This window comes from Flavobacterium covae (genome assembly GCF_001534645.1).
GTDB lineage: Bacteria > Bacteroidota > Bacteroidia > Flavobacteriales > Flavobacteriaceae > Flavobacterium > Flavobacterium covae.
Map to the genome: position 1 here is coordinate 459,723 of NZ_CP013992.1, position 26,571 is coordinate 486,293.

At 29.1% G+C, this 26,571-nt stretch carries 22 protein-coding genes; 9 read left to right on the top strand and 13 right to left on the bottom strand.

The window, feature by feature from the left end:
• Window positions 1-37: 37 nt before the first annotated feature.
• Window positions 38-1,273, bottom strand: a complete 1,236-nt coding sequence (locus AWN65_RS01925; RefSeq protein WP_060381622.1) for an MFS transporter — start codon at window positions 1,271-1,273, stop codon at window positions 38-40.
• A gap of 6 nt (window positions 1,274-1,279) precedes the next feature.
• Window positions 1,280-1,921, bottom strand: coding sequence for a PAS domain-containing protein (locus AWN65_RS01930; protein ID WP_060381623.1), 642 nt, complete (start codon window positions 1,919-1,921; stop codon window positions 1,280-1,282).
• A 182-nt stretch (window positions 1,922-2,103) separates the two neighbouring features.
• Between AWN65_RS01930 and pyrH the strand changes: the two genes are divergently transcribed.
• From pyrH to AWN65_RS01955, 5 genes are all read left to right on the top strand, one after another.
• Window positions 2,104-2,811, top strand: a complete 708-nt coding sequence (gene pyrH / locus AWN65_RS01935; RefSeq protein ID WP_060381624.1) for a UMP kinase — start codon at window positions 2,104-2,106, stop codon at window positions 2,809-2,811.
• 52 nt (window positions 2,812-2,863) lie between these two features.
• The gene (gene frr, locus AWN65_RS01940; RefSeq protein ID WP_060381625.1) at window positions 2,864-3,427 is read left to right on the top strand and encodes a ribosome recycling factor; all 564 of its coding nucleotides are present in this window, start codon (window positions 2,864-2,866) and stop codon (window positions 3,425-3,427) included.
• A gap of 152 nt (window positions 3,428-3,579) precedes the next feature.
• The gene (locus AWN65_RS01945; protein ID WP_060381626.1) at window positions 3,580-4,653 is read left to right on the top strand and encodes a Ppx/GppA phosphatase family protein; all 1,074 of its coding nucleotides are present in this window, start codon (window positions 3,580-3,582) and stop codon (window positions 4,651-4,653) included.
• 139 nt (window positions 4,654-4,792) lie between these two features.
• Window positions 4,793-5,782 carry a hypothetical protein gene (locus AWN65_RS01950; RefSeq protein WP_060381627.1) on the top strand — a complete coding sequence of 330 codons (990 nt, stop codon included), beginning with the start codon at window positions 4,793-4,795 and terminating at the stop codon, window positions 5,780-5,782.
• Between the two features lie 29 nt (window positions 5,783-5,811).
• The gene (locus AWN65_RS01955) at window positions 5,812-8,568 is read left to right on the top strand and encodes a TonB-dependent receptor (protein WP_060381628.1); all 2,757 of its coding nucleotides are present in this window, start codon (window positions 5,812-5,814) and stop codon (window positions 8,566-8,568) included.
• 655 nt (window positions 8,569-9,223) lie between these two features.
• Here the strand turns inward: AWN65_RS01955 and AWN65_RS01960 are convergent.
• The 6 genes from AWN65_RS01960 to AWN65_RS01985 all read right to left on the bottom strand — a co-directional run bounded on the left by AWN65_RS01960 (window position 9,224) and on the right by AWN65_RS01985 (window position 14,046).
• The gene (locus AWN65_RS01960; RefSeq protein WP_060381629.1) at window positions 9,224-9,862 is read right to left on the bottom strand and encodes a hypothetical protein; all 639 of its coding nucleotides are present in this window, start codon (window positions 9,860-9,862) and stop codon (window positions 9,224-9,226) included.
• Window positions 9,863-9,974: 112 nt separating this feature from the next.
• Entirely contained in the window at window positions 9,975-10,616 is a 642-nt protein-coding gene (locus AWN65_RS01965) for a hypothetical protein (protein WP_145902534.1), read from the bottom strand.
• Between the two features lie 485 nt (window positions 10,617-11,101).
• Window positions 11,102-11,476 carry a hypothetical protein gene (locus tag AWN65_RS01970; protein ID WP_060381631.1) on the bottom strand — a complete coding sequence of 125 codons (375 nt, stop codon included), beginning with the start codon at window positions 11,474-11,476 and terminating at the stop codon, window positions 11,102-11,104.
• Between the two features lie 629 nt (window positions 11,477-12,105).
• Window positions 12,106-12,480, bottom strand: a complete 375-nt coding sequence (locus AWN65_RS01975) for a hypothetical protein (RefSeq protein ID WP_060381632.1) — start codon at window positions 12,478-12,480, stop codon at window positions 12,106-12,108.
• A 171-nt stretch (window positions 12,481-12,651) separates the two neighbouring features.
• Complete coding sequence (locus AWN65_RS01980; protein ID WP_060381633.1) at window positions 12,652-13,026, bottom strand: hypothetical protein; 375 nt, start codon at window positions 13,024-13,026, stop codon at window positions 12,652-12,654.
• A 645-nt stretch (window positions 13,027-13,671) separates the two neighbouring features.
• Entirely contained in the window at window positions 13,672-14,046 is a 375-nt protein-coding gene (locus AWN65_RS01985; RefSeq protein WP_060381634.1) for a hypothetical protein, read from the bottom strand.
• A gap of 803 nt (window positions 14,047-14,849) precedes the next feature.
• Here AWN65_RS01985 and AWN65_RS15410 point away from each other — a divergent pair.
• Both AWN65_RS15410 and AWN65_RS01995 read left to right on the top strand, forming a co-directional pair.
• Window positions 14,850-15,116, top strand: coding sequence for a MarR family winged helix-turn-helix transcriptional regulator (locus AWN65_RS15410; RefSeq protein WP_145902535.1), 267 nt, complete (start codon window positions 14,850-14,852; stop codon window positions 15,114-15,116).
• 100 nt (window positions 15,117-15,216) lie between these two features.
• The gene (locus AWN65_RS01995) at window positions 15,217-16,158 is read left to right on the top strand and encodes a S41 family peptidase (protein WP_060381636.1); all 942 of its coding nucleotides are present in this window, start codon (window positions 15,217-15,219) and stop codon (window positions 16,156-16,158) included.
• Window positions 16,159-16,841: 683 nt separating this feature from the next.
• On the opposite strand, the gene tsf is transcribed toward AWN65_RS01995, so the two are convergent.
• The 5 genes from tsf to polA all read right to left on the bottom strand — a co-directional run bounded on the left by tsf (window position 16,842) and on the right by polA (window position 23,007).
• The gene (gene tsf / locus AWN65_RS02000) at window positions 16,842-17,804 is read right to left on the bottom strand and encodes a translation elongation factor Ts (protein ID WP_060381637.1); all 963 of its coding nucleotides are present in this window, start codon (window positions 17,802-17,804) and stop codon (window positions 16,842-16,844) included.
• A gap of 135 nt (window positions 17,805-17,939) precedes the next feature.
• Window positions 17,940-18,698 (bottom strand): 30S ribosomal protein S2, encoded by a 759-nt coding sequence (rpsB, locus tag AWN65_RS02005; protein WP_060381638.1) that lies wholly within the window; start codon window positions 18,696-18,698, stop codon window positions 17,940-17,942.
• A 161-nt stretch (window positions 18,699-18,859) separates the two neighbouring features.
• A complete protein-coding gene (gene rpsI / locus AWN65_RS02010) occupies window positions 18,860-19,246 on the bottom strand; it encodes a 30S ribosomal protein S9 (protein WP_060381639.1) in 387 nt (128 codons plus the stop codon).
• Window positions 19,246-19,701, bottom strand: a complete 456-nt coding sequence (gene rplM, locus AWN65_RS02015; protein WP_060381640.1) for a 50S ribosomal protein L13 — start codon at window positions 19,699-19,701, stop codon at window positions 19,246-19,248. Before rplM ends, rpsI begins: the two co-directional genes overlap by 1 nt.
• A 471-nt stretch (window positions 19,702-20,172) precedes the next feature.
• Window positions 20,173-23,007, bottom strand: a complete 2,835-nt coding sequence (gene polA, locus AWN65_RS02020) for a DNA polymerase I (RefSeq protein ID WP_060381641.1) — start codon at window positions 23,005-23,007, stop codon at window positions 20,173-20,175.
• 214 nt (window positions 23,008-23,221) lie between these two features.
• Between polA and AWN65_RS02025 the strand changes: the two genes are divergently transcribed.
• A complete protein-coding gene (locus AWN65_RS02025) occupies window positions 23,222-24,712 on the top strand; it encodes a hypothetical protein (RefSeq protein ID WP_060381642.1) in 1,491 nt (496 codons plus the stop codon).
• 618 nt (window positions 24,713-25,330) lie between these two features.
• Window positions 25,331-26,566: a metallophosphoesterase gene (locus tag AWN65_RS02030; protein ID WP_060381643.1), complete on the top strand. Its 1,236-nt coding sequence runs from the start codon at window positions 25,331-25,333 to the stop codon at window positions 26,564-26,566.
• The last annotated feature ends 5 nt before the right edge of the window (window positions 26,567-26,571 follow it).

The following is a 26,571-nucleotide window of genomic DNA, read 5'->3' on the forward strand; positions in this document are numbered from 1 at the left end:
ACTTCTAACAAACAATCACATGGTATTAATATAATGTTTAATTAAATAATTGCTTTGCTATTTTTTCTTTAAGAGAAATTTGTTCTTTTTTTAATGTTAAATACAATAAGTAGGTTAATCCAACTCCAATTATAGATATGATTGAATTTATTAACCAGTTTGCTTCATAGCCAAGATATTGAACTATAGATAGACCTGTTTTTGAACTTAGAACGTGAGCAAAACCATAACTCATCTGAAATACTGACATGAATATTCCTTCATGATTTTTATGGCTTCTTTTTAGTACTAGACCACTTGCGTAGGAAAAAGTAAGCATATTTCCAAAAGTCATGAGAGCCATAAAAAACCATAAAACAGTACTGTTATGAATACAGTATAAAGAAAAATATCCTAAAGAAAAGAGTATAAGTCCAATTATAATAGCTAAAGTTTCATTTATTCTTTTTACTTGCATCTTATTAATTAAACGTACTTCAAATAGTATAAAAAGGATTCCGCTAAATCCAAAAAGCATTCCAGTTGTTACATCTTTTAGTTGAAAAGAATTTTTTTGAAACAAAGGTAAAATAGTAAAAACTTGAAAGAATAGATAACCTGTAATCATTGCAATAATCCAATTTAACACAAAAGGAATATCTTTTATAGGTGCTAATCTATCCAAAGTAGTTTTTGTTAGATTTAGATCAAACGGAACTTTGCGTTCTTTTACTAATAATGAAAAAACGGAAATTGCTAAAAGACAAGTTATACCATCTACCCAAAAAAGAACGTCATAATTCCAGTATGATATAACTAATCCTCCAATTACAGGGCCAAACACAAGACCTAAATTAGAAGCTGATCGAATTAAAGATAAGGATTGTAATTTCATATCTTTACTTACATAGCTATTAACTGTTAGCATCATTGCAGGACGGTACATATCTGCAATGGTGGTGAGCAAAAAAACAGTAAAACAAATGGCCTCAAAGCTTTTTACATATTTGAGAATAAAAAAAACAATACCGCTGGTAAAAAGACTGAAAATCATTACTTTGTAAGATCCTATAATGTCTGATAGACGACCGCTAGTAAAAGTTCCTACTAAAGAGCCAATCCCAAAGCAAACCATTATCCAACCTATTTGAGAATAGGTGAAACCTAGGGTTTCGTTAAGGTATTTTGATAAAAAGGGAACCACTACGGCTCCCATTCTATTAATTAATGTGATTAAGGCAATTACTTTTATTTCTAAGTTAAAATGTATTCGATTTTTTTTTATAAATTCCATAAAACATTAGAATAGGTTAAGTTTAGTTGCAAAAAATTTAGAGAAAAACCCACTGCGAACATGCTCTAAGTCATCATTTGTTTTTGCTACTTCTAATTCTTGTTTTTCTTCTACTTCATTAGTTTCATCTACCATTATTTTGGTTATGAGCTGAACGTAGGTCATACCCAATTCTTCAAGATATCCTGTTAGAAATTTTTCACTTCCATCAATTCCTCTTACTTGTTCTATTTGTAATAATTTTTTATACAAATCATCTACTTTTTTAACTACTTCGCTAGGTACAGCTTTTCTTCTTGCAATATATTTAGTGATATTGGTATTTTCATCCACTACATAATCAAAATCAGTTATCACCCAATAATAACGACCTGATTTGGAAAGATTTTTGATAATTCCATGGAATTTATGCCCTTTTTTGATGTTATCCCACATTACCTTGAAGATGATCTGAGGTGTGTCTGGGTGTCTAACAATATTATGAGGTTGGCCTACCAATTCATACTCTTGATAGCCCGAAACTTCTGCAAATACTTCATTTACATACTCAATAGTTCCATAAATGTCAGTTTTACTCATAATAGTTTTAGTAGTATCCCAAACAACCTCTTCATTTAGAGGTAATGGTCTTTTAATTTCTAAATCCATATTTAATCCAAATTTGCTTATTTACAACAGTAAAGTTACGGCGAAAAAAAATACAAAAACTGATTTTTGTCATAAAAAAATAAAAAAAACATCTTTTAAGTTATTTTAATTGGAATTGCTTTCGTTTATAAAGGAGAAAATAAAGATTTAATTTTTATATTTGCATAGCAAATTAACGCGTAATGAAATATAAAAGAATACTCTTAAAATTAAGTGGAGAAGCCTTAATGGGCGAACGACAGTATGGAATAGAACCAAAAAGATTAGCAGAATACGCTGAGGAAATAAAAAAAATACATGACCTAGGTGTAGAAATAGCAATTGTTATAGGAGGAGGAAATATCTTCAGAGGTGTTGCAGGGGCAAGTAATGGTATGGATAGAGTACAAGGAGATTATATGGGAATGTTGGCAACTATCATTAACGGTATGGCGTTGCAAAGTGCTCTAGAAGAAAAAGGAATGTTAACGCGTTTGCAAACTGCGTTAAAAATAGAAGCCATAGCAGAACCCTATATAAAAAGAAGAGCTGTTAGACACCTTGAAAAAGGAAGAATTGTAATTTTTGGAGCAGGTACTGGAAATCCTTATTTTACAACTGATACAGCTGCTGTGTTGAGAGGAATAGAGGTAGATGCAGATGTAATACTAAAAGGAACTCGAGTAGATGGGGTGTATAATGCAGATCCAGAAAAAAATCCAGACGCAGTAAAATTTGATTATATTTCTTTTGACGACGTATTGGCAAAAGGGTTAAATGTAATGGATACTACAGCATTTACCCTAAGTCAGGAAAATAAATTACCTATAATTGTATTTGATATGAATAAAGAAGGTAATTTACTTAAAATATGCCAAGGAGAAAATATAGGAACCGTTGTTAATATTTAGTATTAAGATTCATTTATTCAGAAAAATTTGAATTAATATAACGTATAGAGAAATGACAGAAGAAATTAATTTTATATTAGATAGTACTAAAGAATCAATGGAAGGTTCTTTAATTCACTTAGAAAAAGAATTTTTAAATATTAGAGCAGGTAAAGCATCTCCACAAATGTTAGGAGGTGTTTTTGTAGACTATTATGGCTCTCAAACGCCTCTTTCTCAGGTAGCCAATATTAATACTCCAGATGCACGTACAATAACCGTAACACCTTGGGAAAAAAGCATGCTTCAACCAATAGAAAGAGCTATTATGATTGCAAACATTGGCTTTAATCCTATGAATAACGGAGATAATATTATTATATCCGTTCCTCCTCTAACAGAAGAACGCCGTCGTGAATTAGCAAAACAAGCAAAATCAGAGGCAGAAGATGCTAAAATAGGTGTTAGAAATGCACGTAAGGAAGCAAATAATGATATTAAAAAATTAGAAAAAGAAGGAACATCAGAAGATGTTTGTAAAACAGCAGAAGAAAATGTTCAAAAGTTAACAGATGCCTACATTAAAAAAGTAGATGAACTTTATGCCGTAAAAGAGGCAGAAATAATGAAAGTTTAAAAATTAGAAAAGCAATGATTTTTAGGGAAATAAAAAACATTGCTTTTTTAACAGATTGGTTTTTGTAGATTTCTTTCTACATTGTTTTTTGAATAAAGGCGCGTAAATTGCGTTCTGTTTTTCTAATATAAATAACACATAATATTTTTACTATGAAAGTGAAAAAAATATTTTTATTACTATCGTTTGTTTTCGCTCAATTTGCGTCAGCATCTTATGATGATAGCCTTTTCGGAGGAATTGAAATAGGAAGTAAAGGAATTAAAATTTCAGTTCTAGATGTAGATAACATCAAAAAAGGGAGTTATGAAATTAAATCCTTTTGGACAGAAAATGTAGGTATTGCACGTGGAATAGCTATTGATGGTAAATTGGCAGCTGAAGATATAAAGATAGCTTCAGAAGTAGTTTATAGAAGTTATTTAAGAGTTAAAAATGAGTTTAAAGTTACCGAACAAAATATTTTTATTGTTGGATCTTCTGGAGTAGCCATGGCATCTAATACAAAGGAACTGGTTGATGCAGTTAAAAAATTGACGAACAAAGAACTTGATTTTATAGACGCACAAGCAGAAGGGAAAATGTTATTGAAAGGATGTATTCCACCTGTTAATTACTTGAATTCGACAGTTCTAGATATTGGAGGAGGGAACACAAAAGGAGGTTATGTAGATACTTTTAATAACGATAATTTCGTTTTTTTTCCTCTTTCATTCGATTATGGAAGTATAACATTAACAGAAACAGTTAAAAAGAAGACTAAAAGCGAAAGTATAGGAGAGTATAACGAAAAATTATTTGGTCTAACACCTATGTTAAGAGAACAAATAAAAGCAATGTACAATTCTAAACCCCAAGCCTTAGAAAAGCAAAATGTTTATATGTCAGGAGGGGCAGTATGGGCTTTCTATACACTTTATAATGGAGGTGAGGCAAAAGATAATTTTAATGGCTTTACATTGGAAGATGTAATCAACTATGATGCTGTTGTAAAAAATAATTTTCAAAAATTTGAAGAATTAGCTAAGAAAAACAAAGAAGTAGAACGCGTTTTGAAAACATATTCTCAAAAACATTTAATATCAGGTTCTGCTCTTCTGTTAGTTTGTTTAGAAGATATTCCGAATATTAATGATAAAAAATTATTCTTTGCAAAACAAGGACAAACCGCATGGTTAGTTTCTTATATAGTTGATAGGTCAAACAAGATAAAAAAAATATGGTAATTAATTAAAGAAAGAATGTCTAGTTTCGTAAGCTTATTTTTAAGTTTGCATTCTATTGTCAAATGTGAAAATCTGTACTAAAATATCAAACAAAAATAAATTATTATAGAATATTTTACATAGCCTTTTCGTTTCTATTATGATCAAAAAAAACCTTTTTTTAATTATTTTATTTTTAGCAGCATTCGTAGGATTTGCTCAAAAAAAAATAGTAGGTCTAGAGTTCAATAACAAGGAGGTAAAAGTACTTGTTATTGAATCTAAACCTGATGTAGCGGATGAGTTTAAACTTAAAAGTTTTTGGTCAGACCCCATAGTGCCAGATCCTAATGAGGATCGTTTAAGTTTGGTAAAAAAAATAACCGCAGCTATAATCGCTAATGTTCAGAAAATCAAATTAGAACAAAATGTAGAATCAGATAAAACATTTTTGATTAGCGATTCAGATTTGTTTTCTGAGGCTGAAATGATTGCTATCCAAAAAGAGCTTTTGAGCAAAAAAATAGCAAAGATTGATTTTTTAAATAATCAAAAAAGTTGTGAATATATTTTTGAAGGATTGCTTAAAAAAGAAGATAAAGATGAAGCAGCATTAATCAATATTAATGAAAAAGAAACAACTTTTTCTAGCTATACCAAAAAAGATGGTTTCAAAGTAACCGTTATACCCAATAGTGATTTCCAAAAGTTAGAATTTTTAAATGATGATTCTAAAAAAGCAGAAATTTCCAAATTAAATGAAAATATCAAACAACTTTATTACTACAATGATGAAATGAGAGATAAAAAAAATATTTATCTCACAGGAGAATCAGCTTGGGCATCTTATGCTTTGTTTAATGGAGGAGCTATTGATTTAGAGTTCAATCCAGTGAAAATTGAAGATCTTGAAAATCATCAAATTAGTTTAGATAAAAAATTTGATCGTTATCAAGTATTAGCATCAGCTAATATTGAAGCAGATAAAGTACTCACATACTATTCAAAATATGAACTCTCAATTGGGAATAAATTTCTAACATTAATTTTGAAAAATTTAGAAACAAATTCGAAGAAAAAGATTTTATATTGTAAAAATACTAATAAAGCAAAGTTGGTTAATTATTTAGCCAATAAGCTTATTGACTAACCCATTAATTTTTTGTAAAAAACAAACTTATGAATAAAAAAATACAACTTCTTCTCTTTTTGAGTTTAATATTTCATCAAGCCAATTTTGCTCAATTCAAAGTTTTTGGCAATATCAGAAATGGTAACGATGATAATCTTTTTTCCGTAAAAGTAATTTTAGCTAGTGCAGATGAAAAGAAATATATTCATCAAGTTCATACAGATAAATCAGGTAATTTTATCTTGAACTCAAAAGAAAAGACAGGTAAATTAATACTAAAATTACCAGGCTATAAGACTACTTATAAATTTATAGAATTTACCAAAAGTAAGTTAGATGTAGGTATTATTTATTTAGAAGAAGATTTATTAAAAAATTTAGAAACAGAATCGGCTTTAGTCGACTTAGCATTTTTGAGAAAATCGCCAACAGCCACAAATACAATTTTTGAGAGCACTGAATTTAATCACAATAGTAATAAAGATTTTATAGAAAGAGCTGCCCTGTTACCAGGGGTATACACAACACCCTTAGGAGGAAGTTATTCTAAAAGTAGACTTCGTCTTAGAGGATATAATCAAAATAATATAACTCCTTTATTAGACGGTATCTCGTTAAGAGATTTTGAAAGTGGAGAAGTAAACTGGTCATTTATTGCACCAGCAAGCGATGCTTTAGATGCTATTCAAATTCAAAGAGGTTTAGGATCTTCTAAACTTGTAAACGCATCCGTTGCAGGTACAGTTAACTTTATATTACGTGATCCTTTTACAAAATATGATAACTATATATCAGTTGAATCAGGAAATAATGATTATAGAAAATATAGTTTAAGTCTAAACACAGGAAATGTAGATAAAGGATTTGGTCTTAATTTATCATTATCTAATACCTCTAGTAACGGATACTTTCCTGGAACGGCTTTTAATGCTACAGGTTATTACCTAGGTATGGGGTACAAAACAGATCACCATAAATTTATCCTTAAATTGATAGGATCACCAAATTGGATTGATTTTAGAAATAGAATATCTACTATAGATGACAGTACTGATGAGTCAGGACTAGATCCTAAATACAATGTTACCTATAACGAATACAATGGTAAAAATCTTTCGTTAAATAATAATGCTACCCATACACCTTCCTTGAGCTTAGAATGGCAATATAAAATAAATGAAAATAACATATTAGCCTTAAAAGGATATGGCGTTTATGGAAATACCTCTTTCAAAGATTATACAGGAACTGAAATTTTTAATGATTATAGTAAGTTCTTAAATTCTAATAATACAATTGATTACAATTATATTAGAGCTTATAATAGAGGTTTAGCAACAAATATAATAGAACAAAAAATAGGTTCAACCCCGAAATCTTACACTCGTGTTCCTTATATAGTAAATGGAAAACAATTATATTTAAATTCTACTGAGTTTAATACAGAGACTTCTGGTATATCTCAAACAGAGAATTTTGCTAAAAGCAAGGTATATGGAGGATTATTAAACTATTCAACAAACTTGACTTCTAAACTTAAATTTGATATTGGTATTGATATTAGAAAATCCTCTTCTATACATACTAAATATTTAAACGATTTATTTGGAGCTGATGGTTATTTAGTTAATCAATTGCAAAATAAATCAATCTTTACTACAGAAACCTTTTCTTTGAAAGATGATTTATGGAATCCTTTTAAAGTAATTAAGTCTACAAAAATTGATTACTACAAGGAAAATATTATTTCGTATTATGGAGCCTACTCACAGTTACAGTTAAATTTGAAAAAATTCAACTTTTTACTTCAAGGAGGATATAGCGAAAATGATTTCAGCAAGGTAACATACGATATTTTTAATACGAATCTATCGGAGTCTTCACAACATGTAAATTTAGATTCATATAACGTAAAATTTGGTGCAAACTGGAATATGAATGCTAAAAACAATATTTGGTTTAACTGTGGTCTAGTATCGAGAGTTCCAATTTTAAATTATGTTTTTGATTTTCAAACAAACAAAATTAAGAATGGTTTTAAAAATGAAAACTTTAAATCAATTGAAGCAGGGTATACTTTCTTAAGTAAAAGCTTTAATTTAAATTTCGTTGCCTATACAAATTATTTAGATAATTCAACAGAACAATTATTTGAAACAGGTTACGGAGTTACAGGCTTTACACATGATTTAAGTAAAAGAAATTCAGGAATTGAGTTAGACTTTACATACAAACCTTTCCAGAAATTTACAATTTACAGTAGCCATTCTTTCGGAGAAGGAAAATATACTAAAGATGCTTTATATACAGAGTATGATGATAATCAAACAACCACTTTATATATAAAAGATACTAGAATAGGAAGTGTTCCTGAATGGATGAGCAGTCTTTCTTTGTCTTTAGAGCCAATTAGAAGATTATCTTTTACAGTTACAGGGAAATATCATGATAACTTTTATAGTAATACCCCAGCTGAACAATATGATCCTGTTTGGTATCCAGATAGTTATGCTGTACATGATTTAAAATTACCTTCTTTCTTATTATTTGATACAAACTTAAAATACAAAATTAGACTTAATAATGAAGATCTAGTTAATGTAGGTTTATCTATGAACAATATTTTTGATACACTTTACATAACTGAATCTACAAGAAGTTATTTAAATAATCAAAATCTTCCTGGTACGAATACAACTTATGGCAATGCTTTTCCTGCTAATTTTAAAGGGATTAATGGAGCTAATACAGCCTTTTTTGGTCTTGGAAGAACTTGGAATTTTGCTGTCCAATATAGATTTTAAAAATTAGTTTAAAAAATAAAAGGGTATCCGAGAGGATACCCTTTTTTATTGTTAAAATAAATGACCCTTTTATATAAATAATATCATTTAAACTTAAAATATACTGGATTAAAAAGTAGAATTCTCGATCTGTTTTTTTTATTTTAAAACAATTCTAGCAAACAGTTGAGTATATAATTGAAATCATCGTTAGTTAGAGCGCGAAGCGCATCGAGAATCAATACTAATTTTTATTGTTTTTGTAGGATAGTGTCTAAATAAACATGCAGTCTGTTACTCTGACGTAAAGAGGAGTCTCATAATCAATATTATCTGATTTCTCCCTTTGGTCTAAATAACAAGATTGCGAACTTTTTGGAGAGTCTCAAGGTTGAAAAAATATTATCATAAGGAAATTTCAAAGTTTAAATGATATAAATGTAATTTTAACCTTGAATTTATTAATCCTATACCTTTATTTAAAAAAAAGATTATTGTTGCTAAATCATACTTTTATGATTGTTTATAGAGAGATATAAAAGAGGTTTATTCGTATAAGTTAGAGATAGAATTTTAAAAGTTTAAAAAGACACTTTAAATATACTTTTATTAAACTCAGCAACCTTATAATAAGAAATTTTTAAGACTACTGAGTTTAATAAATTTTAAAAATAAATTATTTAGAAGAAATAATTTTCCCATCCATATCAATTCTTAGACTTTCTATACTAGGTTTCTTTTTATCAACGGTGGTGGTAATTTCTATTTTCCCATTTTTATCCATTACTAAAGCAGCTAGTTTTGTTCCTCCCATATAGTCATAATAGTCACAAACTTTTCTAGAATCTATGATTTCACTAGAATTTTCTTTTGTTACATTAGCAAAAGTTGCAATAAAATCACCATCTCCATGATAGAGAGCCGAGAAAAAAGTTATTTTAAAATTTTTAAACTTTCTTTCAGCTATTTTTACAAAACTATAATCATCTAGTAATTTAGGGTTATTATTTAGGGATATAAGTTCCTTTTTATACTTTGGAGTTAATAATTTATTTATAGTATTAATGTCTTTGATAAAAGTATATTGACTATCTGAATTACTTAATTTATCGTAAACTTTTTGATCAATTATAAAAGGAAATGCTTCTTTTTCCGAAGGAATCATATAAGAAATATTTTCTTCTGATTGATTAATATGTGCCAGTGTATCTTCTATTGAAGAAACTTTTTCATCTTTTGTTTTTTCGTTAGAATGCTTGTCGGATTTACAACTAATGATTACTAGAGATGACAAAAGTAAAATCGTTTTTTTCATGTGTTTGTCTAATTTTAAGTCTTATATTCTGTTAATTTTTTTCTAATTCAATTTACGCTTCTTTAAAAATCTTATTTTGAAAAGATTAGGTTAATGCCAATCTTAAAATAGATTATCTTGAAGCCACAATTTTTCCATTTGTATCAATTTTTAAATTTTCCATAGTAGGTTTATCCCTGTCAATCATTGTGGTAATTTCTATTTTTCCATTTTTATCCATTACTAAAGTTACTAACTTACTTTCTCCCACATAAGAATAATAATAACCCACTTTCTTTGAATCTATAATTTTGTTAGAATTTTCCCTTGTTACATTTGCAAAAGTTGTGGTAAAAGCTCCATTTCCGTGGTAGCGAGATACAAAAAAAGTTATTTTAAAATTTTTGATCTTTCTTTCGGCAATTTTTATAAAACTATAATTACTCAATAGATGCGTATCATTATTTATAGATATAAGTTCCTTTTTATATTTTGGGATTAATAAACTATTAACAGTGTTAATGTCTTTGATAGGAGTATATTGACTATCAGCTAATTCATTGTAAACTTTTTGATCAATTATAAAAGGAAATTTACTTTTTTCTGAAGGAATTAAATAAGAAGTGTTTTCTTCTTTCTCTTCAGATGGATTCGTATCTACAAGCATATCTCTTGTTGAAACAAAACCTTGATTTTTGATTTTTTCGTTTGAATATTTATCTGCTTTACAGCTAATGATTATTAATGATGATAAAAATAAAATTGATTTTCTCATGTTTTTGTCCGATTTTAAGTTTATTTTTAGAAGTAGCATTATGCTAAATCAAATTACTTAAAGTAGGTTTTAGAGAATAGTTTGGGATACTACAAAGATACTGAAAAAATGCCTAAAAAGAGAGCTATAGTCTTGAAAAAGAGGCTTAAATGATGTGTTTTAAGAAAAGAGATGCAGAGTGTTTAGATCTTTAAGATTTCAAAAAAAAAAGAGTCTTAATATTAATTAAAGTTTATTTAAATACCTCTTTTGTTGCTTATTAGATAAATTAAGTTTTCTAAAAAAGATTTGCAGAGTTTTTGTATGATATTTTATTATTCTTAGAGGCGGTAAATTAAAGAGAAGTGTCTTAAAGTGCTCTATTTTTTTACAAATAAAAAGAGAAATCTTATGATCTGACTCATATAAGATTTCTCTTTTCTAAAAATAAATAAAAATCAATTTTAAAGAATCTTTCGTTTTGGGAGCCGAAAAATATTTTGAAATTACATTTTTTTAGTAATATCTTTTTTGTACTTGTTTAAAAGAGCTTTAGTCATTCCTAAATTTGCTTTTGTAGAGTCAACAGCTAAATAAATAAAATATTCATTATTCTCTGAAATATCAATAATATGGATCTGAGATTTTAAATTAATCATAATGTCTTCTATCGTTTCGTCTAATCCTAATGCTTGAATAGCATTTAATTTAGCTTTCACCACCTCCAAGTTGTAGGCAGAAGCTAACTCTGGATCAAAATTAGACTCCGAGGATAGAGAATAATATGATATTCCACTTTTTATTTCTGCAACTGCAACTGCTACAAAACCTGGGATGTTGCTTTTTAGATCTTCTCCAAATTGTTTTAAAAAATCTGACATTTTAAATATATATATAGGGGTTAAGTTTATAACACAAAGTTATATAATAATATTGTTTTTATTTGTGCTATTTCTTTAAAATACTTCAATGATGGTTAATTTTTATTATTTCTAAATAATAAAATTAATCTATGTGTTTTAAATTGATGTAAATAAAAATAAGTATATTTTATGTGATTTTTTTATCTAAAAAAGAATAAAAGACTTATAAAACCTTTTTAATGATGATGATCTTAAATAAAATTTCAACTCAAATCATGTGATGACGGGAAAAATATAAAGAGGATAAAATAAACGAAAACTTTTTTTAAGTAGTCTTACTGAATCAAGAGTAAAAATAGATTACTTTTTAGATTTAAAGTTGTTTTATTTATAACGAATTTGTAATGCCTTAATCTGAAGTAAAATAAAAACGATCTATTAAATTAGGGTATAATCTAATGGTATAGATGAAAAGGAATTGTTAAAAAGAAGTTGTCCTAAAAGTACATTTTAATCTTTAAATACTAAAGAAAAGCACAATGTCATAACAAATTACTCTATTTGTGTTGACCTACTTTATTCGAGTCTATGATAAATAACGAAATACAAACTTTGATCTTTTAAGACAACTTTCAATTAAAATGAAATTACATTTTTTTAGTAATATCCTTTTTATATTTGTTTAATAAGGCTTTAGTCATACCTAAATTAGCTCTATTAGAATCCACAGCTAAATAAATGAAATATTCATTGTTTTCAGAAATATCAATGATGTGAATTTGAGATTTCAAGTTAATCATTATGTCTTCAATAGTTTCATTTAAGCCTAAAGCATTAATTGCATTTAATTGAGCTTTTACTACTTCTAGGTTAAAAGCAGAGGCTAATTCAGGGTCAAAATTAGGATTAGCAGAAAGTGTATAATATGATATTCCGCTTTTTATTTCTGAAATGGCAACGGCTATAAATCCAGGTACATTGCTTCTTAAATCTTCTCCAAATTGTTTTAAAAAATCTGACATATTATGAGTATTTAATAATAAAGGTTCTAATAACAAATATACTTAAATATAAAGAAATTTTAAGTTTTTGGTTGTAGAAAGCTTTCTATGAGTATTTTCTTATATTTTAAATAAAAAACCATCTATGTTCTAGATGGCTTTTATAAGATTTGGTTTGATAGGAAAGAGGTATTACATTTTTTTAGTAATATCCTTTTTGTATTTATTTAATAAAGCTTTAGTCATACCTAAATTAGCTCTATTAGAATCCACAGCTAAATAAATAAAATATTCATTGTTTTCAGAAATATCAATAATATGAATTTGAGATTTCAAGTTAATCATTATGTCTTCAATGGTTTCATCTAAACCTAAAGCATTAATGGCATTTAATTTAGCTTTTACTACTTCTAGGTTAAAAGCAGAAGCTAATTCCGGATCAAAATTGGGGTCAGAAGACAAAGTGTAATACGATATTCCACTTTTAATCTCTGCAACTGCAACTGCAACAAATCCTGGGATGTTGCTTTTTAGATCTTCTCCAAATTGTTTTAAAAAATCTGACATTATTAAATAAGTATTAAAGGGTTAAATTTCTATACAAATGTAAATTAGCAGCGTGATTTTTTGAATGCTGGCTGTGTAGAAAAAATTCTACGAATGTTAATTTTTATTTAGAAATAATAAAAATTAATAATTCGTCAATAAATAAATTTTGAGTAATTTTAATCTTGTATTTCTCTTTGTATGCTTTTTTAAAAAATATATTTTTAATTTAATATTCAACCCATTTTAACTCTATTATAATAGACTTTATGCTGAAAATAAGAGAGGAAAGAGGATAGAAATACACAAAAAAAATTGTTACAGCTGTCCTATACTAAGGATAAAAAAAGAAGACTTTTTTAGATTCAAGGTCATTTTTATCTGTATTAAATTTCGAACGTTAGATTTAGATGAAAAGCTTTGTTTTGGATTAAAAGACTTCTTTTAGAATACATTGTAAAAGATATTGAATACTTTTAAATGTTTATTCTTCTTATCTAATAGGGTGACAAACTGATAAGAAAATTTTGAAAAATAAATTACGTAATAGATATTGTTTTTAAAAAAACAGCAAACATAAGACTCACCGAAAACTTTAGTATGAGCTAATAGAATAAAATTAAAATCAATAGATTTCTATTACGTAATTTGGGTTAAAAGGGGGAATTACATTTTTTTGGTTATATCCTTTTTGTATTTGTTTAATAAGGCCTTTGTCATGCCTAAGTTTGCTTTTCTTGAGTCAACAGCTAAATAGATAAAATATTCATTGTTTTCAGAAATATCAATAATGTGTATTTGGCTGTTAAGATTGATCATAATATCTTCTATATGCTCATCAAGACCAAGTGCATTGATAGCATTTAATTTTGCCTTTACCACTTCCAAGTTAAAAGCAGAAGCTAACTCTGGGTCAAAATCTGGATTTGTTGATAAAGTGTAATACGATATTCCACTTTTAATTTCTGCTATTGCTACTGCAATAAAACCTGGGACATTATTTTTTAAGTCTTCACCGAATTGTTGTAAAAAATCTGACATAAGCGTATGTTTTTGGTTAATATGGTATTAAATTTAATAAAAAAATAACACATATTGAAATAAAAGTTAAACAATATATAGTTTTTATTTAATCTTAATTGTTGTTTTGTGACTTAGTAACTGTGTTTATACCTGATTGTTTTATATTGGTTAAACCTAAATCAAGAATTAGGTATCCTTATTGTTGTGAGATAGAAAGTAATAAAATCAAAAAAAATAAAAGATTTAGGAAAAAAGAATGATGAGTTGTTTTATTCTGGCTTGCTTATACTCGAAAGATTTATTGATCTATTTTGTGATTATAGGAATGAGATTTAAATAAGTACATTAATTATTGAAAAATAAATAAACTTATTTTTGGGTTTACCCCTGAGTTAATATAAAAAATAGGTTGAAGTTATATTATCGTTAGCTTTTTAATAAAAATGTAAATTTAGAGATAGGGCTGATTTTATTGTTGAGGGAAAAGGAAAGAGATCTCCTTAGATTTAAGGAGATTGTGAGCAGTAAGCAATCCTTAAAAATCTACTGAACTCATAAAAATAAGTTTAGTCGTAAGAACATATCTTTAAAAAAAATAAAATCGTTATTTTTGTTGATATATCAATTATATTTGTATCAAACAAAATAATATGAATGTTAAAAATCCAACAGGAACAGTACTTTATTTAATTGAGAAAGCAATTAAGGAATATAGGAAAATTTCACAGAAAAATATCACCAAAATTGTAAAAGACATTACTGTAGATCAATGTTTAGTATTAATAATTCTTAATAAGAATACGGAAATTTCTCAAAATTAATTGGCAAATCTTATATTTAAAGACAATGCATCCATTACGAGAATGGTAGAATTAATGGTGAAAAAAGATTTCCTAAATAGAACTATTCATCCAGACGACAGAAGGAAATTTAATCTGGAAATAACCGAAAAAGGGAAAAAAACGCTCAAATTAATAAATCCAATTATACAAATAAATAGGGATACTGCGCTTAATGGTCTGTCGTTAGAAGAAATAAATTTTCTCGATAAAACTTTAAACAAAATAATTAGTAATTGTAAAATCTAAAAAAAATGAAAAAAGTTTTAATCTATTCTTAATTTACGTTGTAATCTCCTTCAACTCAAAAACAAATGCACAAGATGTTACAGAACGGAATAAACAAATATTGGAAATAGCTGACAAAATTAAAGAATATTACATTTTTGAAGATATAGCCAATCAACTATCTAAAAAATTAAAATCAGAAATAAATCTTAAAACTTTTGACAGCCTACCTGATGTAGAATTTGCAAAATCTCTTTCAACCTATTTAACAAAAAACGGGAATGATTTACATTTCAATGTATTATACCGCCCAAGACAAGAAAAAGAAAAAAAAGTAGTCACTGAAAAAGAAATACTGAAAGAATATGATGCCATTAATAAACAATGGAATTATGGTTTTGAAAAAGTGATAAGATTAAATGGAAATATTGGATATATCGAATATACTGGATTTCCAGAAGGAAACCAAGCAGCTCAACAAATTCTTGATGCAACAATGAGTTTTGTATCAAACACTAATACATTAATTATAGATTTAAGAAATAATCAAGGCGGAGATGGTAAAATGGTTGAACTTTTTTTAAGCTACTTTTTTGATAAAAAAATAAAATTAAATGAGGTTTATTCAAGATATAATAATAAAACTACAAAATCCTATACTGCAAAAAAAGTAAAAGGTAAAAAATATTTAGATAAACCAGTATATATTCTTGTAAATAACAAAACCATATCTGCTGCTGAAGCATTCGCATATAATTTACAACAAAATAAAATTGCAACAATAATTGGAGAAAAAACTTATGGTGCTGCAAATCCAGTAAAAGCATTTCTTATTGGAAATAAATATCAGGTATTTATACCTGTTTCATTAGAGAAAAATGCAATCACAAATTCTAATTGGGAGCACATTGGAATTGATGCTGATATAAAAATAAATTCTGAAAAAGCATTAATAAAAGCGCAAATTTTAGCCCTTGAAAATTTGTTAAAATCAAATATAAAAACGGAACTAACAGAAAATGAAATTAAAGAGAATATTTTGAAACTAAAAAGACAGTTGTAGGCAAATTTTACCTATTACTAAGAAGTGTTTGGCAAGATTGTGAATTGTGTAGTAAATTCATGTTTCGCAAGAAAATTTATCTTTAACAGAAAATAATTGGTTTCGAATCTTACAACCTCGCCAAGCGTTAGAACGTTTCTGTGATAATTTTCTAATAGATAATCTGGTTTAAATGAAATTGAATCAAAAGAATATATGAAATTAAATTTGATTCAAATTTTATATAGAAAAGGAATAATACCATTTAAACTTAAAATATATTGGATTAAAAAGTAAAATTCTCGATCTGTTTTTTTATTTTAAAACAACTCGAACAAACAGTTGGGTATATAATTGAAATCATCGTTAGTTTGAGCGCGAAGCACATCGAGAACCAACACTAATATTTATTGTTTTGTAGGATAGTGTCTAAATCAACACACAGTTTGTTACTCCTACGTAAGGAGGAGTCTTATAATCAATATTATCTGATTTCTCCCTTTGGTCGAAATGATATGATTGTGAACTTTTTGGGCAGTTTCAAGGTTAAAAAAATAGTATTATGAGGAAATTTCAAAGTTTAAATGGTATAAGGTAAAAGAAGTTTCCTAGTTAAGAGTTTTTGTATAAGGTAATGTGTTTTTAATAAAAAAAAGGGTATCCATATTTTTGAATACCCCTTTTTTTTGTATGAGATAATTAGATTATCCTAAAGAAACTCTTTTGAAACCAGTGATTTCAACATTGAATCCTTTAACGTAATCGCCTACTTTTTTGCTATCTTCTTTGATGAAGTTTTGATCTAATAAAGCTTTCTCTTGATCTAAAGTAGTGTTATCAGAGATAAAACGTTGGATTTTTCCAGGGATGATTTTGTCCCAAATTTGCTCAGGTTTACCTTCTGCTTTTAATTCCGCTTTAGCATCTTCTTCAGCTTGCTTTAAAACTTCTTCAGTTAATTGAGAGTAAGAGATATATTTAGGAACATTTTTCAATGTTTTTCCTAAACGAGCAGCTTCTTCATTTTCTTTTTCAATGATTGCAATACGAGCAGCTAATTCAGACTCAACAAAAGCAGGATCAAAATCTTTGTAAGATAACGTATCAGCTCCCATTGAAGCAACTTGCATAGAGATGTCTTTAGTTAAAACCTCAGCATTAGCGATCGGAGAAGTAATTGCAGTTAAAGCAGCAATTTTGTTTACGTGAACGTAAGAACCAACGTAAGCACCTTCTAAAATTTCGAAACCACCGATTTCGATTTTCTCTCCAATTACACCAGTTTGCTCGATTAACTTCTCAGCTACAGTGATTCCACCGAAATCTGAAGCTAATAATTCTTCTTTAGTAGAAAAATTAATCGCTCTTTCAACTAAATCTTTAGCTAAAGCTACGAAAGCTTCATTTTTACCTACGAAGTCAGTTTCACAGTTTAAAGTAAGGATGGCTCCTTTAGTGTTATCAGCATTAACAAAAGAAACAGCAGCCCCTTCAGAAGACTCACGGTCAGAACGGTTAGCAGCAACTTTTTGTCCTTTTTCTCTAAGGATTTGTATCGCTCTGTCGAAATCTCCTTCAGCCTCAACTAAAGCTTTTTTACAGTCCATCATTCCGGCACCTGTAGATTGTCTTAATTTATTTACGTCTGCAGCAGTGATTGTTGACATACTATTTTATTTTAATAAATTTAATAATTTTTAAAAGTAAAAAATTCCAATCGACTAATTCTAAATTCTAATTTTATTAAATCATCAAATTTGATGATTTTTTGGAATTTGGAACTGCGACTGGAATTTGAAATATTATTCTTCAGAAGCTGTAGCTGCTTTAGCTGCTTTAGCTTCTTCAGTTGCTTCTACTTCTTTTTCTGAAGTTCTATTAGATAAACCTTCAGTAATAGCAGCAGTTACTAATGATAATACTTTATCAATAGATTTTGAAGCATCATCATTTGCAGGGATAACATAGTCAACTTGACGTGGGTCAGAGTTCGTGTCTACCATTGCAAATACAGGAATGTTTAATTTTTGAGCTTCTTTTACTGCGATGTGTTCAGCTTTAATATCTACTACAAATAATGCAGCTGGTAATCTTGACATATCAGCGATAGATCCTAAGTTTTTTTCTAACTTAGCACGTAAACGATCGATTTGTAATTTCTCTTTTTTAGATAAAGTGTCAAATGTACCGTCTTTCTTCATTCTGTCGATAGAAGCCATTTTTTTAACAGCTTTACGAATCGTAACGAAGTTGGTTAACATACCACCTGGCCATCTTTCAGTGATGTAAGGCATGTTTGCTGCTTTAGCTTTTTCAGCTACAATATCTTTTGCTTGTTTTTTGGTAGCAACGAATAAAATTTTTCTACCAGACGCAGCAATTTTCTTTAAAGCTTCATTAGCTTCTTCAATTTTAGCTGCAGTTTTGTATAGGTTGATAATGTGGATACCATTACGCTCCATGTAGATGTAAGGAGCCATGTTTGGATCCCACTTTCTAGTCATGTGTCCGAAATGAACACCTGCCTCTAGTAATTCTTTAACTTCTACTTTATTTGCCATTTTAGAAATAGTTTACGTTCTGTTGAATTAGCAATGTGTCTTTAAATTTAGATTGGAAAATAAATTTTCTAATCTCAACCCATTTAGATGCTAAACTAATCTCCGGCCTCAGCACGGAAAAGCAACATAACTTAGTTTTTTTTAATAAATAATAATAAATATTAACGTTTAGAGAATTGGAATCTCTTACGAGCTTTCTTCTGACCGAATTTTTTACGCTCAACCATACGAGGGTCACGAGTTAGTAATCCTTCAGGTTTTAAGATAGCTCTGTTTCCTTCTCCTACTTCACACATAGCGCGAGCAATAGCCATACGTACAGCTTCTGCTTGACCTGTTGTACCACCTCCATAAACATTGATTTTTACGTCAAAGTTTGAAGCGTTTTCAGTCATTGCTAGTGGTTGCATAACTTTATACTGTAAAGTTGCAGTAGGGAAGTAAGTTTCAAATGCTTTTTTGTTTACAGTAATGTTTCCTGTACCTTCTGATACATAAACACGTGCCACAGCACATTTTCTTCTACCGATTTTGTGAATAACTCCCATTACTTAAGATCGTTTAGATTAACGGTTTTAGGTGTTTGAGCAGCATGTTTGTGCTCTGAACCTACATTTACACTCAAATTACGGAATAATTGAGCGCCTAATTTATTTTTAGGCAACATTCCTTTTACAGCTTTTTCTACTAATAATGCAGGGTTTTTTTGTTGCATTACTTTAGCTGTTAATGTTCTTTGACCTCCAGGGTAACCTGTATGACGAACATAAGTTTTGTCCTCTAACTTGTTACCTGTAAGGTTGATTTTTTCCGCGTTGATAATAATTACATTATCTCCACAGTCCACGTGTGGTGTATAACTTGGCTTGTACTTACCTCTTAAAAGCATCGCAACTTTTGAAGCAAGACGACCTAAGTTATGACCTTCAGCGTCTACAACAATCCACTGTTTGTCTGCAGTGGCTTTGTTTGCTGATACTGTCTTGTAGCTTAATGTGTTCACAATAATTACTTTTTAATTAAACATTCCATTCCCAATTAAGGGAGTGCAAAAGTACAATTATTTATTTATAAAGCAAATAGGTTTAATATATTTTCTTTTTTATTGCTTTTCAGTAAGTTATCCTTTTTATCTATTTCTTCTTTTTTTATTGTTTGCTATAATATTAGATAGACGAGTTTTTTGATGAAGATGAAAAAGATTAAGCGGGGAAAATATTCGGAAGTTTTTTGTAAATAATAGGTTTGTTACGTTTTTTGCCAGCAATGAATTTCTATTATGTAAAGTTATGTTAAAGTTAAGAAAGGCTTTTGCTAATAAATCTGATTGTATAAAAAAACACAGATATATTTGTTGTGTGATTTTTTTGAAGAAATAAGATAAAAACTTTCATTCTGTCAAATAAGAGTATTTGTAGTTGAAATATTTTCTTTGATAGAATGAAAGTTTATTTTTTTAAAATAAAGATATTTTTTAATGTGCTTCTAGCCAATCTTTACCTAATCCTATTTCTACTTCTAGTGGTACGATTAGTTTAAAAGCGTTTTCCATTTCCTCTTTTATCAAAGGTTGTATCTTTTCTAGTTCTGAGTTATGTACATCAAAGACTAATTCGTCGTGAACTTGGAGTAGCATTTTTGATTGGTATTTTTCTTCTTTTAAGCGTTTATGAATATTAATCATGGCTATTTTAATAATGTCAGCTGCACTTCCTTGTATGGGAGCATTTACAGCATTTCGTTCTGCTGCGCCTCGAACGACAGCATTGGCTGAGTTAATATCTTTTAAATAACGACGACGTCCTGATATGGTTTCTACAAATCCATTTTCTCGAGCAAAATCAATTTGAGTGGTAATGTATGATTTTAGTTTAGGGTAGGTTTTATAGTAAGCTTCAATGAGTTCTGCACTTTCTTTTCTTGATAATGAAGTTTGGTTGCTCAAACCAAATGCCGAAACACCGTAAATAATTCCAAAGTTAACCGTTTTTGCATTGCTACGTTGTTCCTTTGTTACTTCGTTCAGAGGAACGTTGAAAACCTTTGCGGCAGTACTTTTGTGTATATCTTCGTTGTTTTGAAATGCAGAAATCATAGTGTCTTCTCCAGAGAGAGCAGCTATAATACGTAATTCGATTTGTGAATAATCGGCAGACAGAAGGGTGTGATTTTCATCGCGAGCAATAAATGCTTTGCGTATTTGACGACCCCTTTCAGTTCTAATAGGAATGTTTTGTAAGTTGGGATTGTTAGAACTTAATCTTCCTGTAGCTGCTACAGTTTGCATATAGTCAGTATGTACACGAGTGGTTTTATTGTTAACCTGTAATGGTAGAGCATCTACATAAGTGCTTTTTAGTTTTACAAGTTGACGCCATTCTAATATATCCTGTACTATTTTGTGATCGTTTGCGAGATTGCTTAAAATTTCTTCACCTGTAGCGTATTGCCCTGTTTTGGTCTTTTTTTGTTTTGTTCCGCCAATTTGGAGTTTTTCGAATAAGATGTCTCCTAATTGTTTAGGAGATGCTAGATTGAATTTTTCTCCTGCTTGTTCGTATATATTGTTCTCTATGGTTTCAATTTCTTTCTGCATATCTATTGACATGGATTTTAAGAAGTTTTTGTCTAGATTAATTCCTTCTCTTTCCATATCTGCTAAAACTTGCACTAATGGGATTTCTATTTCATCAAATAGCTTTTTTGTGCCTACTCGTTCTAAAATAGGTTGAAAATGTTCCTTTAATTGATATGTAATATCTGCATCTTCTACCGCATATTCTTTGATTTCTTCTAATGCTACTTGGCGCATTGATAATTGATTTTTCCCTTTTTTTCCAATTAAAGCTTCGATAGATTTAGGGCTGTATTGTAAATAAGTTTCGGACAATACATCCATGTTGTGACGCATATCTGGATTAATCAAATAATGGGCAATCATAGTGTCAAACAAAGGACCTGTTATTTTGATTTCGTAATTGGCAAGAATTTTTAGGTCGTATTTGATGTTTTGTCCTATTTTGGTAATGGATTCGTTTTCAAAAAAAGGCTTAAACTTGTGAATTAAATTTTTTGTTTCTTCTTGATTTTCAGGGAAAGGAATGTAAAAACCTTTTCCTTTTTCCCAAGAAAAAGAAAGACCGACTAATTCTGCATTGTTAGTGTCTATTCCTGTAGTTTCCGTGTCAAAACAAACAGCTGTTTGTTGTAGTAAGTTTTGTAATAATAGATTAATGGGTAAGTTCCCATTTACTATTTGGTAAAAATGAGATGTGTTATTTAGATTTGCATACTGAAAACCAACTGTAGATTGGCTTTCTTCAGGATCAGAAAAACCAAACAAATCCATTTGGTTTTCAGGTGTTTTTTTTGAACTTTTCTTCGAAGAAGAATCAGAAGTATCTATTTCATCATACTCTCTTCCTCCGCTAAAAAGTTTGTCAAATTGAGCTTTCATTTGACGAAATTCTAGTTCTTGGAATAAAATATCAGTTTTTTCTATATCGGGTTTTGAAAGTTCAAAACTTTGTTCATCAAATTCTACAGGGCAGTCTAGTAGGATGGTAGCTAGTTTTTTAGAAAGAATTCCTTTTTCTTTATTGTTTTCAATGTTTTCTCTCATTTTTCCTTTTAGTTTGTCTGTGTTTGCTAAAAGGTTTTCCATAGAACCATATTCAGCCAATAGTTTTTTGGCTGTTTTTTCGCCTACACCAGGTAATCCAGGTATATTATCTACGGCATCTCCCATCATTCCTAAAAAGTCAATAACTTGTAAAGGATCTTGTACTTCAAACTTTGTTTTGACTTCTTCTACTCCCCAAATTTCTATATCATTTCCAGCTCTTGCTGGACGATACATGAAAATATTTTCAGAAACCAACTGACCAAAGTCTTTATCGGGTGTAACCATGAAAACTTGATAACCTTGTTTTTCAGCCTTTTTAGCTAATGTACCTATTAAATCGTCTGCTTCATATCCAGAAACTTCTATGATAGGAATGTGCATAGCACTTAAGATTTCTTGTATATAAGGAACAGCAATCTTAATAGCTTCAGGAGTTTCGTCACGGTTAGCTTTGTATTCGGTAAACATTTCTAAACGATAATTACTGCCTCCTTTGTCAAATGCTACTGCTAAATGGTCTGGTTTTTCGCGCTTAATGACATCCATTAAGGAATTCATAAAACCAATAATAGCAGAAGTATCTAAGCCTTTAGAGTTAATTCGAGGGTTTTTAATAAAAGCATAATAACCTCTAAAGATAAGTGCATAAGCGTCGAGCAGAAATAAACGTTTTTGTGTTGACATGATTATTGTTTTGTAAGCATTCAAAAATACAAAACTTGTTAGATAAAGAACTTGTTAAAAAATAAGATTTCAATAATCTTAATTATTTAGTTAAGATAGGTGTGAAAAAAACAATGTTAAGTTTTGTGTATTGATGGTTAATTGTTTTATTATATTGAAAAAAAAGGTTAATTTTATAGGTAAATTGTAATGTTTAATACCAATTTATATAACAATGAAAAAAAACAAAGCCCCCAAAAAAACATTGTTTGCTTACCTATTGACTTTTTTGCTAACAACGGCTAGTTTGTTAGCTCAGGTAGGTATAGGTACAGTAACGCCTGATGCAAGCTCTATTTTAGATATAGTATCTAATGATAAAGGAATGTTAACACCTAGGATGACAACAGCCCAAAAGTTAGCAATTACTAGTCCCGCAAATGGATTGATGGTGTATGATACAGATTTGAAATCATTTTATTTTTATGATACCACTTCTGTTAGTTGGATTAGAATGAATATAAATTCAGATGGTCGTTTAAAATATAAATTAATAAAATCAACAGATGTATTAGCTACCGTATTAGCGGATGAGCTTACCGCTGGAGGAGGATCTAAATATCTTTTAGATTCAGGAACTTTATATGAGATAAATGGCACAATTAATCTAAATTTTCCTATTGAAATAAATAATGCTTATATAAGCGGACAAGATTCAAGTGAAGATAAATTGGTAAGAATTTCTGGAGATCTTTTTACAGGAGCTACAGGAGGGAGTATTAGAATCTTGACGTTATCAGCTCCTTCAGGAAATGTTTTTAATATAGACGGAGGAGGAACGGCTAGTCTTATTTTTAGAGATTGTATAGTGGCAGGTTCCTCATCTGTAGGTTTATTGAAAAATTTTGCTTTAGTTTTTCTTAGTATCGTACAATATTATGCAAATGCAAATGGCGTAATTTATGAAAATGTAGGAAGATTATTATTGAGCAATACAGGTTGGTTTAGTAATAATACGGGAATATATGAAAAATTAGTTGGAACATTTTCATTAGCGGCTAAACAAGGAGGTTTTAGTGAAGTTAATGGAGCAAGCATAGGATTTGATGTTTCCTCAAACCCTATTATTACAGGCGATGCTATATTAGAATCTACCGGTTTTACAGGTACTCTTACAACAGGAAAGTATGTAAATCCTTACACAGTAGGAGGATACACGGGGTATAATTTTAATAATAATTGGAATGTTCGTTGTCCTGGTATTCCAACCGAAACAGACGCATCAGCCGTAGGAGACTTTGCAGTTGATTACCCAGTAGGGAGTGGTGCTTCTACCTCATTTAATACTTCTAATCCAAGTAATATAGTAAAAGTTCAAGGAGTCTCAACTTCTACTAATTTATTTCGATTTTCTACGGATGGAGGAGTAAGTAATAGATTAAAATATTTAGGTAAAAAGAAAAGAATATTTCAAGTTACGGGCTCAATTTCTTTTCAAGTACCAGCGGCGGGAACATATATAATTTACATTGCGAAAAACGGTACCGTTATATCACAATACAAAATATATGGTAGAGGTTTGACAACTAATGATATTGTGGTTTTGCCTTTAAATGCCTCCGTAGAGTTGTCTAGTAATGATTATGTAGAGGTTTATGCACAGCGTTATACGGGAGGAACAACAGATGCAATAATAACACCTAATATGACTCTAATTATTAAATAAAAGATGTTTTGTAGTTAAAATTATTTTTTCATAGACTATATTATTTTAAAAGAAAGAAATTTGTTTATCAAATAAAAGGCTTTTGATTTTATCCTCTGGATGTTTAAGGTGTATTCAGAAGTAAATAGATGAAAATAATCTTACTTCTGAATATACCGTTAGTGCCTTGTGTTTTTCTTTCGTAAATCTTCATGTATAATACCATTTAAACTTAAAATATGCTGGATTAAAAAATAAAATTCTCGATATGTTTTTTTTGTTTTAAAACAACTCTAACAAACGGTTGAGTATATAATTGAAATCATCGTTAGTTCGAGCGTGAAGCGCATCGAGAACTAACGCTAATTTTTATTGCTTTTGTAGGTAGTGCCTAAATCAGCATTACGCATTAGAAATTTAGTACAGATAAATATTACATTGAATCTAAAAAATAGTTATTTTTTAGATTCAATGTAATATAACTACAATTTTGGTAAAAAATTCAGTCTATTTTTGCTTTTTATTTTTATAATAAAATCTAACGCATAATCTGAGTTTAAGTTTGAAATACAAAAGTTCTGTTAAAAGGTGATATGAACTTGCGCACGATTTTGTTACTTTGCTTGAAAATGATTTAAGATGTTGTTCCGATTTATAGTAATTGCTGTTTTATTATTACTGATAGAAATTTATTCACTGCAAGCTTTTAAAACCTTAGTTCGTTCAAAATGGATATTTTGGATAGGAGTAGGAATAAGCATGTTAATTTATATATTTATATTTTACACTATTTTTAATTTTGATCGTAAAGTAGGACAAACTAAGCAAAGTTTGCTTGCTCTTGGGTTATTGCTTGCCATTTATTTACCAAAAATTGTTTTAACCCTTTTTATGTTTGGAGAAGACGTTTTTCGTTTTTTATCAGGGGTGACCAACTATTTTATTGAGTATGATAATCGAAGTACTTTTTTACCAGAAAGAAGAAAGTTTATTAGTCAAGTAGCCTTTGGTTTAGCCGCAATTCCTTTTTTGTCATTGATTTATGGAGTAACAAAAGGGAAATATAATTTTAAAGTTTTTAAACAAGACTTGTTTTTTGATGATTTACCAGATGCTTTTGATGGATTTAGAATTACTCATATTTCGGATATTCATTCAGGGAGTTTTGATGATTCTGAAAAGATACAATACGCAATTGATTTAATTAATAAGCAAGATTCTGATATTTTACTGTTTACAGGAGATATAGTAAACGCAAAGGCAGAAGAAATGGATCCTTGGATTTCAGTTTTTAAAAGTATTAAAGAACATCGTTTTGGTAAATTTTCTGTTCTAGGAAATCATGATTACGGAGCTTATATAGAATGGGAATCAGAAGAAGCAAAAGTTCAAAACTTTAAAGACATAAAAAAAATACATGAACAGATAAATTTTAGATTATTATTAAACGAATATGTTAAGATTCGCAAGGATGGTGAAGAATTTTCTCTAGTTGGAGTTGAAAACTGGGGAAAACATTTTGGTATGATAGGAGATATAGATAAAGCCTCAGAAGGACTAACGAATCAAGAATTTAAAATTTTAATGAGTCACGATCCTAGTCATTGGGAAGAAATAGTAAAACATCATGATAAAAAATTTCATTTAACACTAAGCGGGCATACTCATGGAATGCAATTTGGGATAGAAATACCAGGGTATTTTAAATGGAGTTTAGCACAATACATGTATAAGCAATGGGCGGGATGTTATGAGCATTTAGGACGCTATATTTATGTAAATAGAGGATTTGGATTTCATGCTTATCCAGGAAGAGTTGGTATTATGCCTGAAATAACGGTTATTCAGTTAAAAAAAACTCAAAAATTAGCATAAATCGC

Bases quoted from the DNA above. Each gene is read 5' to 3' on its own strand.
- AWN65_RS01925 (WP_060381622.1), bottom strand. From the start codon at position 1,273: ATGGAATTTATAAAAAAAAATCGAATACATTTTAACTTAGAAATAAAA.
- AWN65_RS02030 (WP_060381643.1), top strand. From the start codon at position 25,331: ATGTTGTTCCGATTTATAGTAATTGCTGTTTTATTATTACTGATAGAA.
- AWN65_RS01930 (WP_060381623.1), bottom strand. From the start codon at position 1,921: ATGGATTTAGAAATTAAAAGACCATTACCTCTAAATGAAGAGGTTGTT.
- tsf (WP_060381637.1), bottom strand. From the start codon at position 17,804: ATGTCAACAATCACTGCTGCAGACGTAAATAAATTAAGACAATCTACA.
- AWN65_RS02025 (WP_060381642.1), top strand. From the start codon at position 23,222: ATGAAAAAAAACAAAGCCCCCAAAAAAACATTGTTTGCTTACCTATTG.
- AWN65_RS01950 (WP_060381627.1), top strand. From the start codon at position 4,793: ATGATCAAAAAAAACCTTTTTTTAATTATTTTATTTTTAGCAGCATTC.
- AWN65_RS01965 (WP_145902534.1), bottom strand. From the start codon at position 10,616: ATGAGAAAATCAATTTTATTTTTATCATCATTAATAATCATTAGCTGT.
- AWN65_RS01970 (WP_060381631.1), bottom strand. From the start codon at position 11,476: ATGTCAGATTTTTTAAAACAATTTGGAGAAGATCTAAAAAGCAACATC.
- AWN65_RS01980 (WP_060381633.1), bottom strand. From the start codon at position 13,026: ATGTCAGATTTTTTAAAACAATTTGGAGAAGATCTAAAAAGCAACATC.
- frr (WP_060381625.1), top strand. From the start codon at position 2,864: ATGACAGAAGAAATTAATTTTATATTAGATAGTACTAAAGAATCAATG.
- rpsB (WP_060381638.1), bottom strand. From the start codon at position 18,698: ATGGCAAATAAAGTAGAAGTTAAAGAATTACTAGAGGCAGGTGTTCAT.
- AWN65_RS01955 (WP_060381628.1), top strand. From the start codon at position 5,812: ATGAATAAAAAAATACAACTTCTTCTCTTTTTGAGTTTAATATTTCAT.
- AWN65_RS01960 (WP_060381629.1), bottom strand. From the start codon at position 9,862: ATGAAAAAAACGATTTTACTTTTGTCATCTCTAGTAATCATTAGTTGT.
- polA (WP_060381641.1), bottom strand. From the start codon at position 23,007: ATGTCAACACAAAAACGTTTATTTCTGCTCGACGCTTATGCACTTATC.
- AWN65_RS01985 (WP_060381634.1), bottom strand. From the start codon at position 14,046: ATGTCAGATTTTTTACAACAATTCGGTGAAGACTTAAAAAATAATGTC.
- rpsI (WP_060381639.1), bottom strand. From the start codon at position 19,246: ATGGGAGTTATTCACAAAATCGGTAGAAGAAAATGTGCTGTGGCACGT.
- AWN65_RS01975 (WP_060381632.1), bottom strand. From the start codon at position 12,480: ATGTCAGATTTTTTAAAACAATTTGGAGAAGATTTAAGAAGCAATGTA.
- pyrH (WP_060381624.1), top strand. From the start codon at position 2,104: ATGAAATATAAAAGAATACTCTTAAAATTAAGTGGAGAAGCCTTAATG.
- AWN65_RS01945 (WP_060381626.1), top strand. From the start codon at position 3,580: ATGAAAGTGAAAAAAATATTTTTATTACTATCGTTTGTTTTCGCTCAA.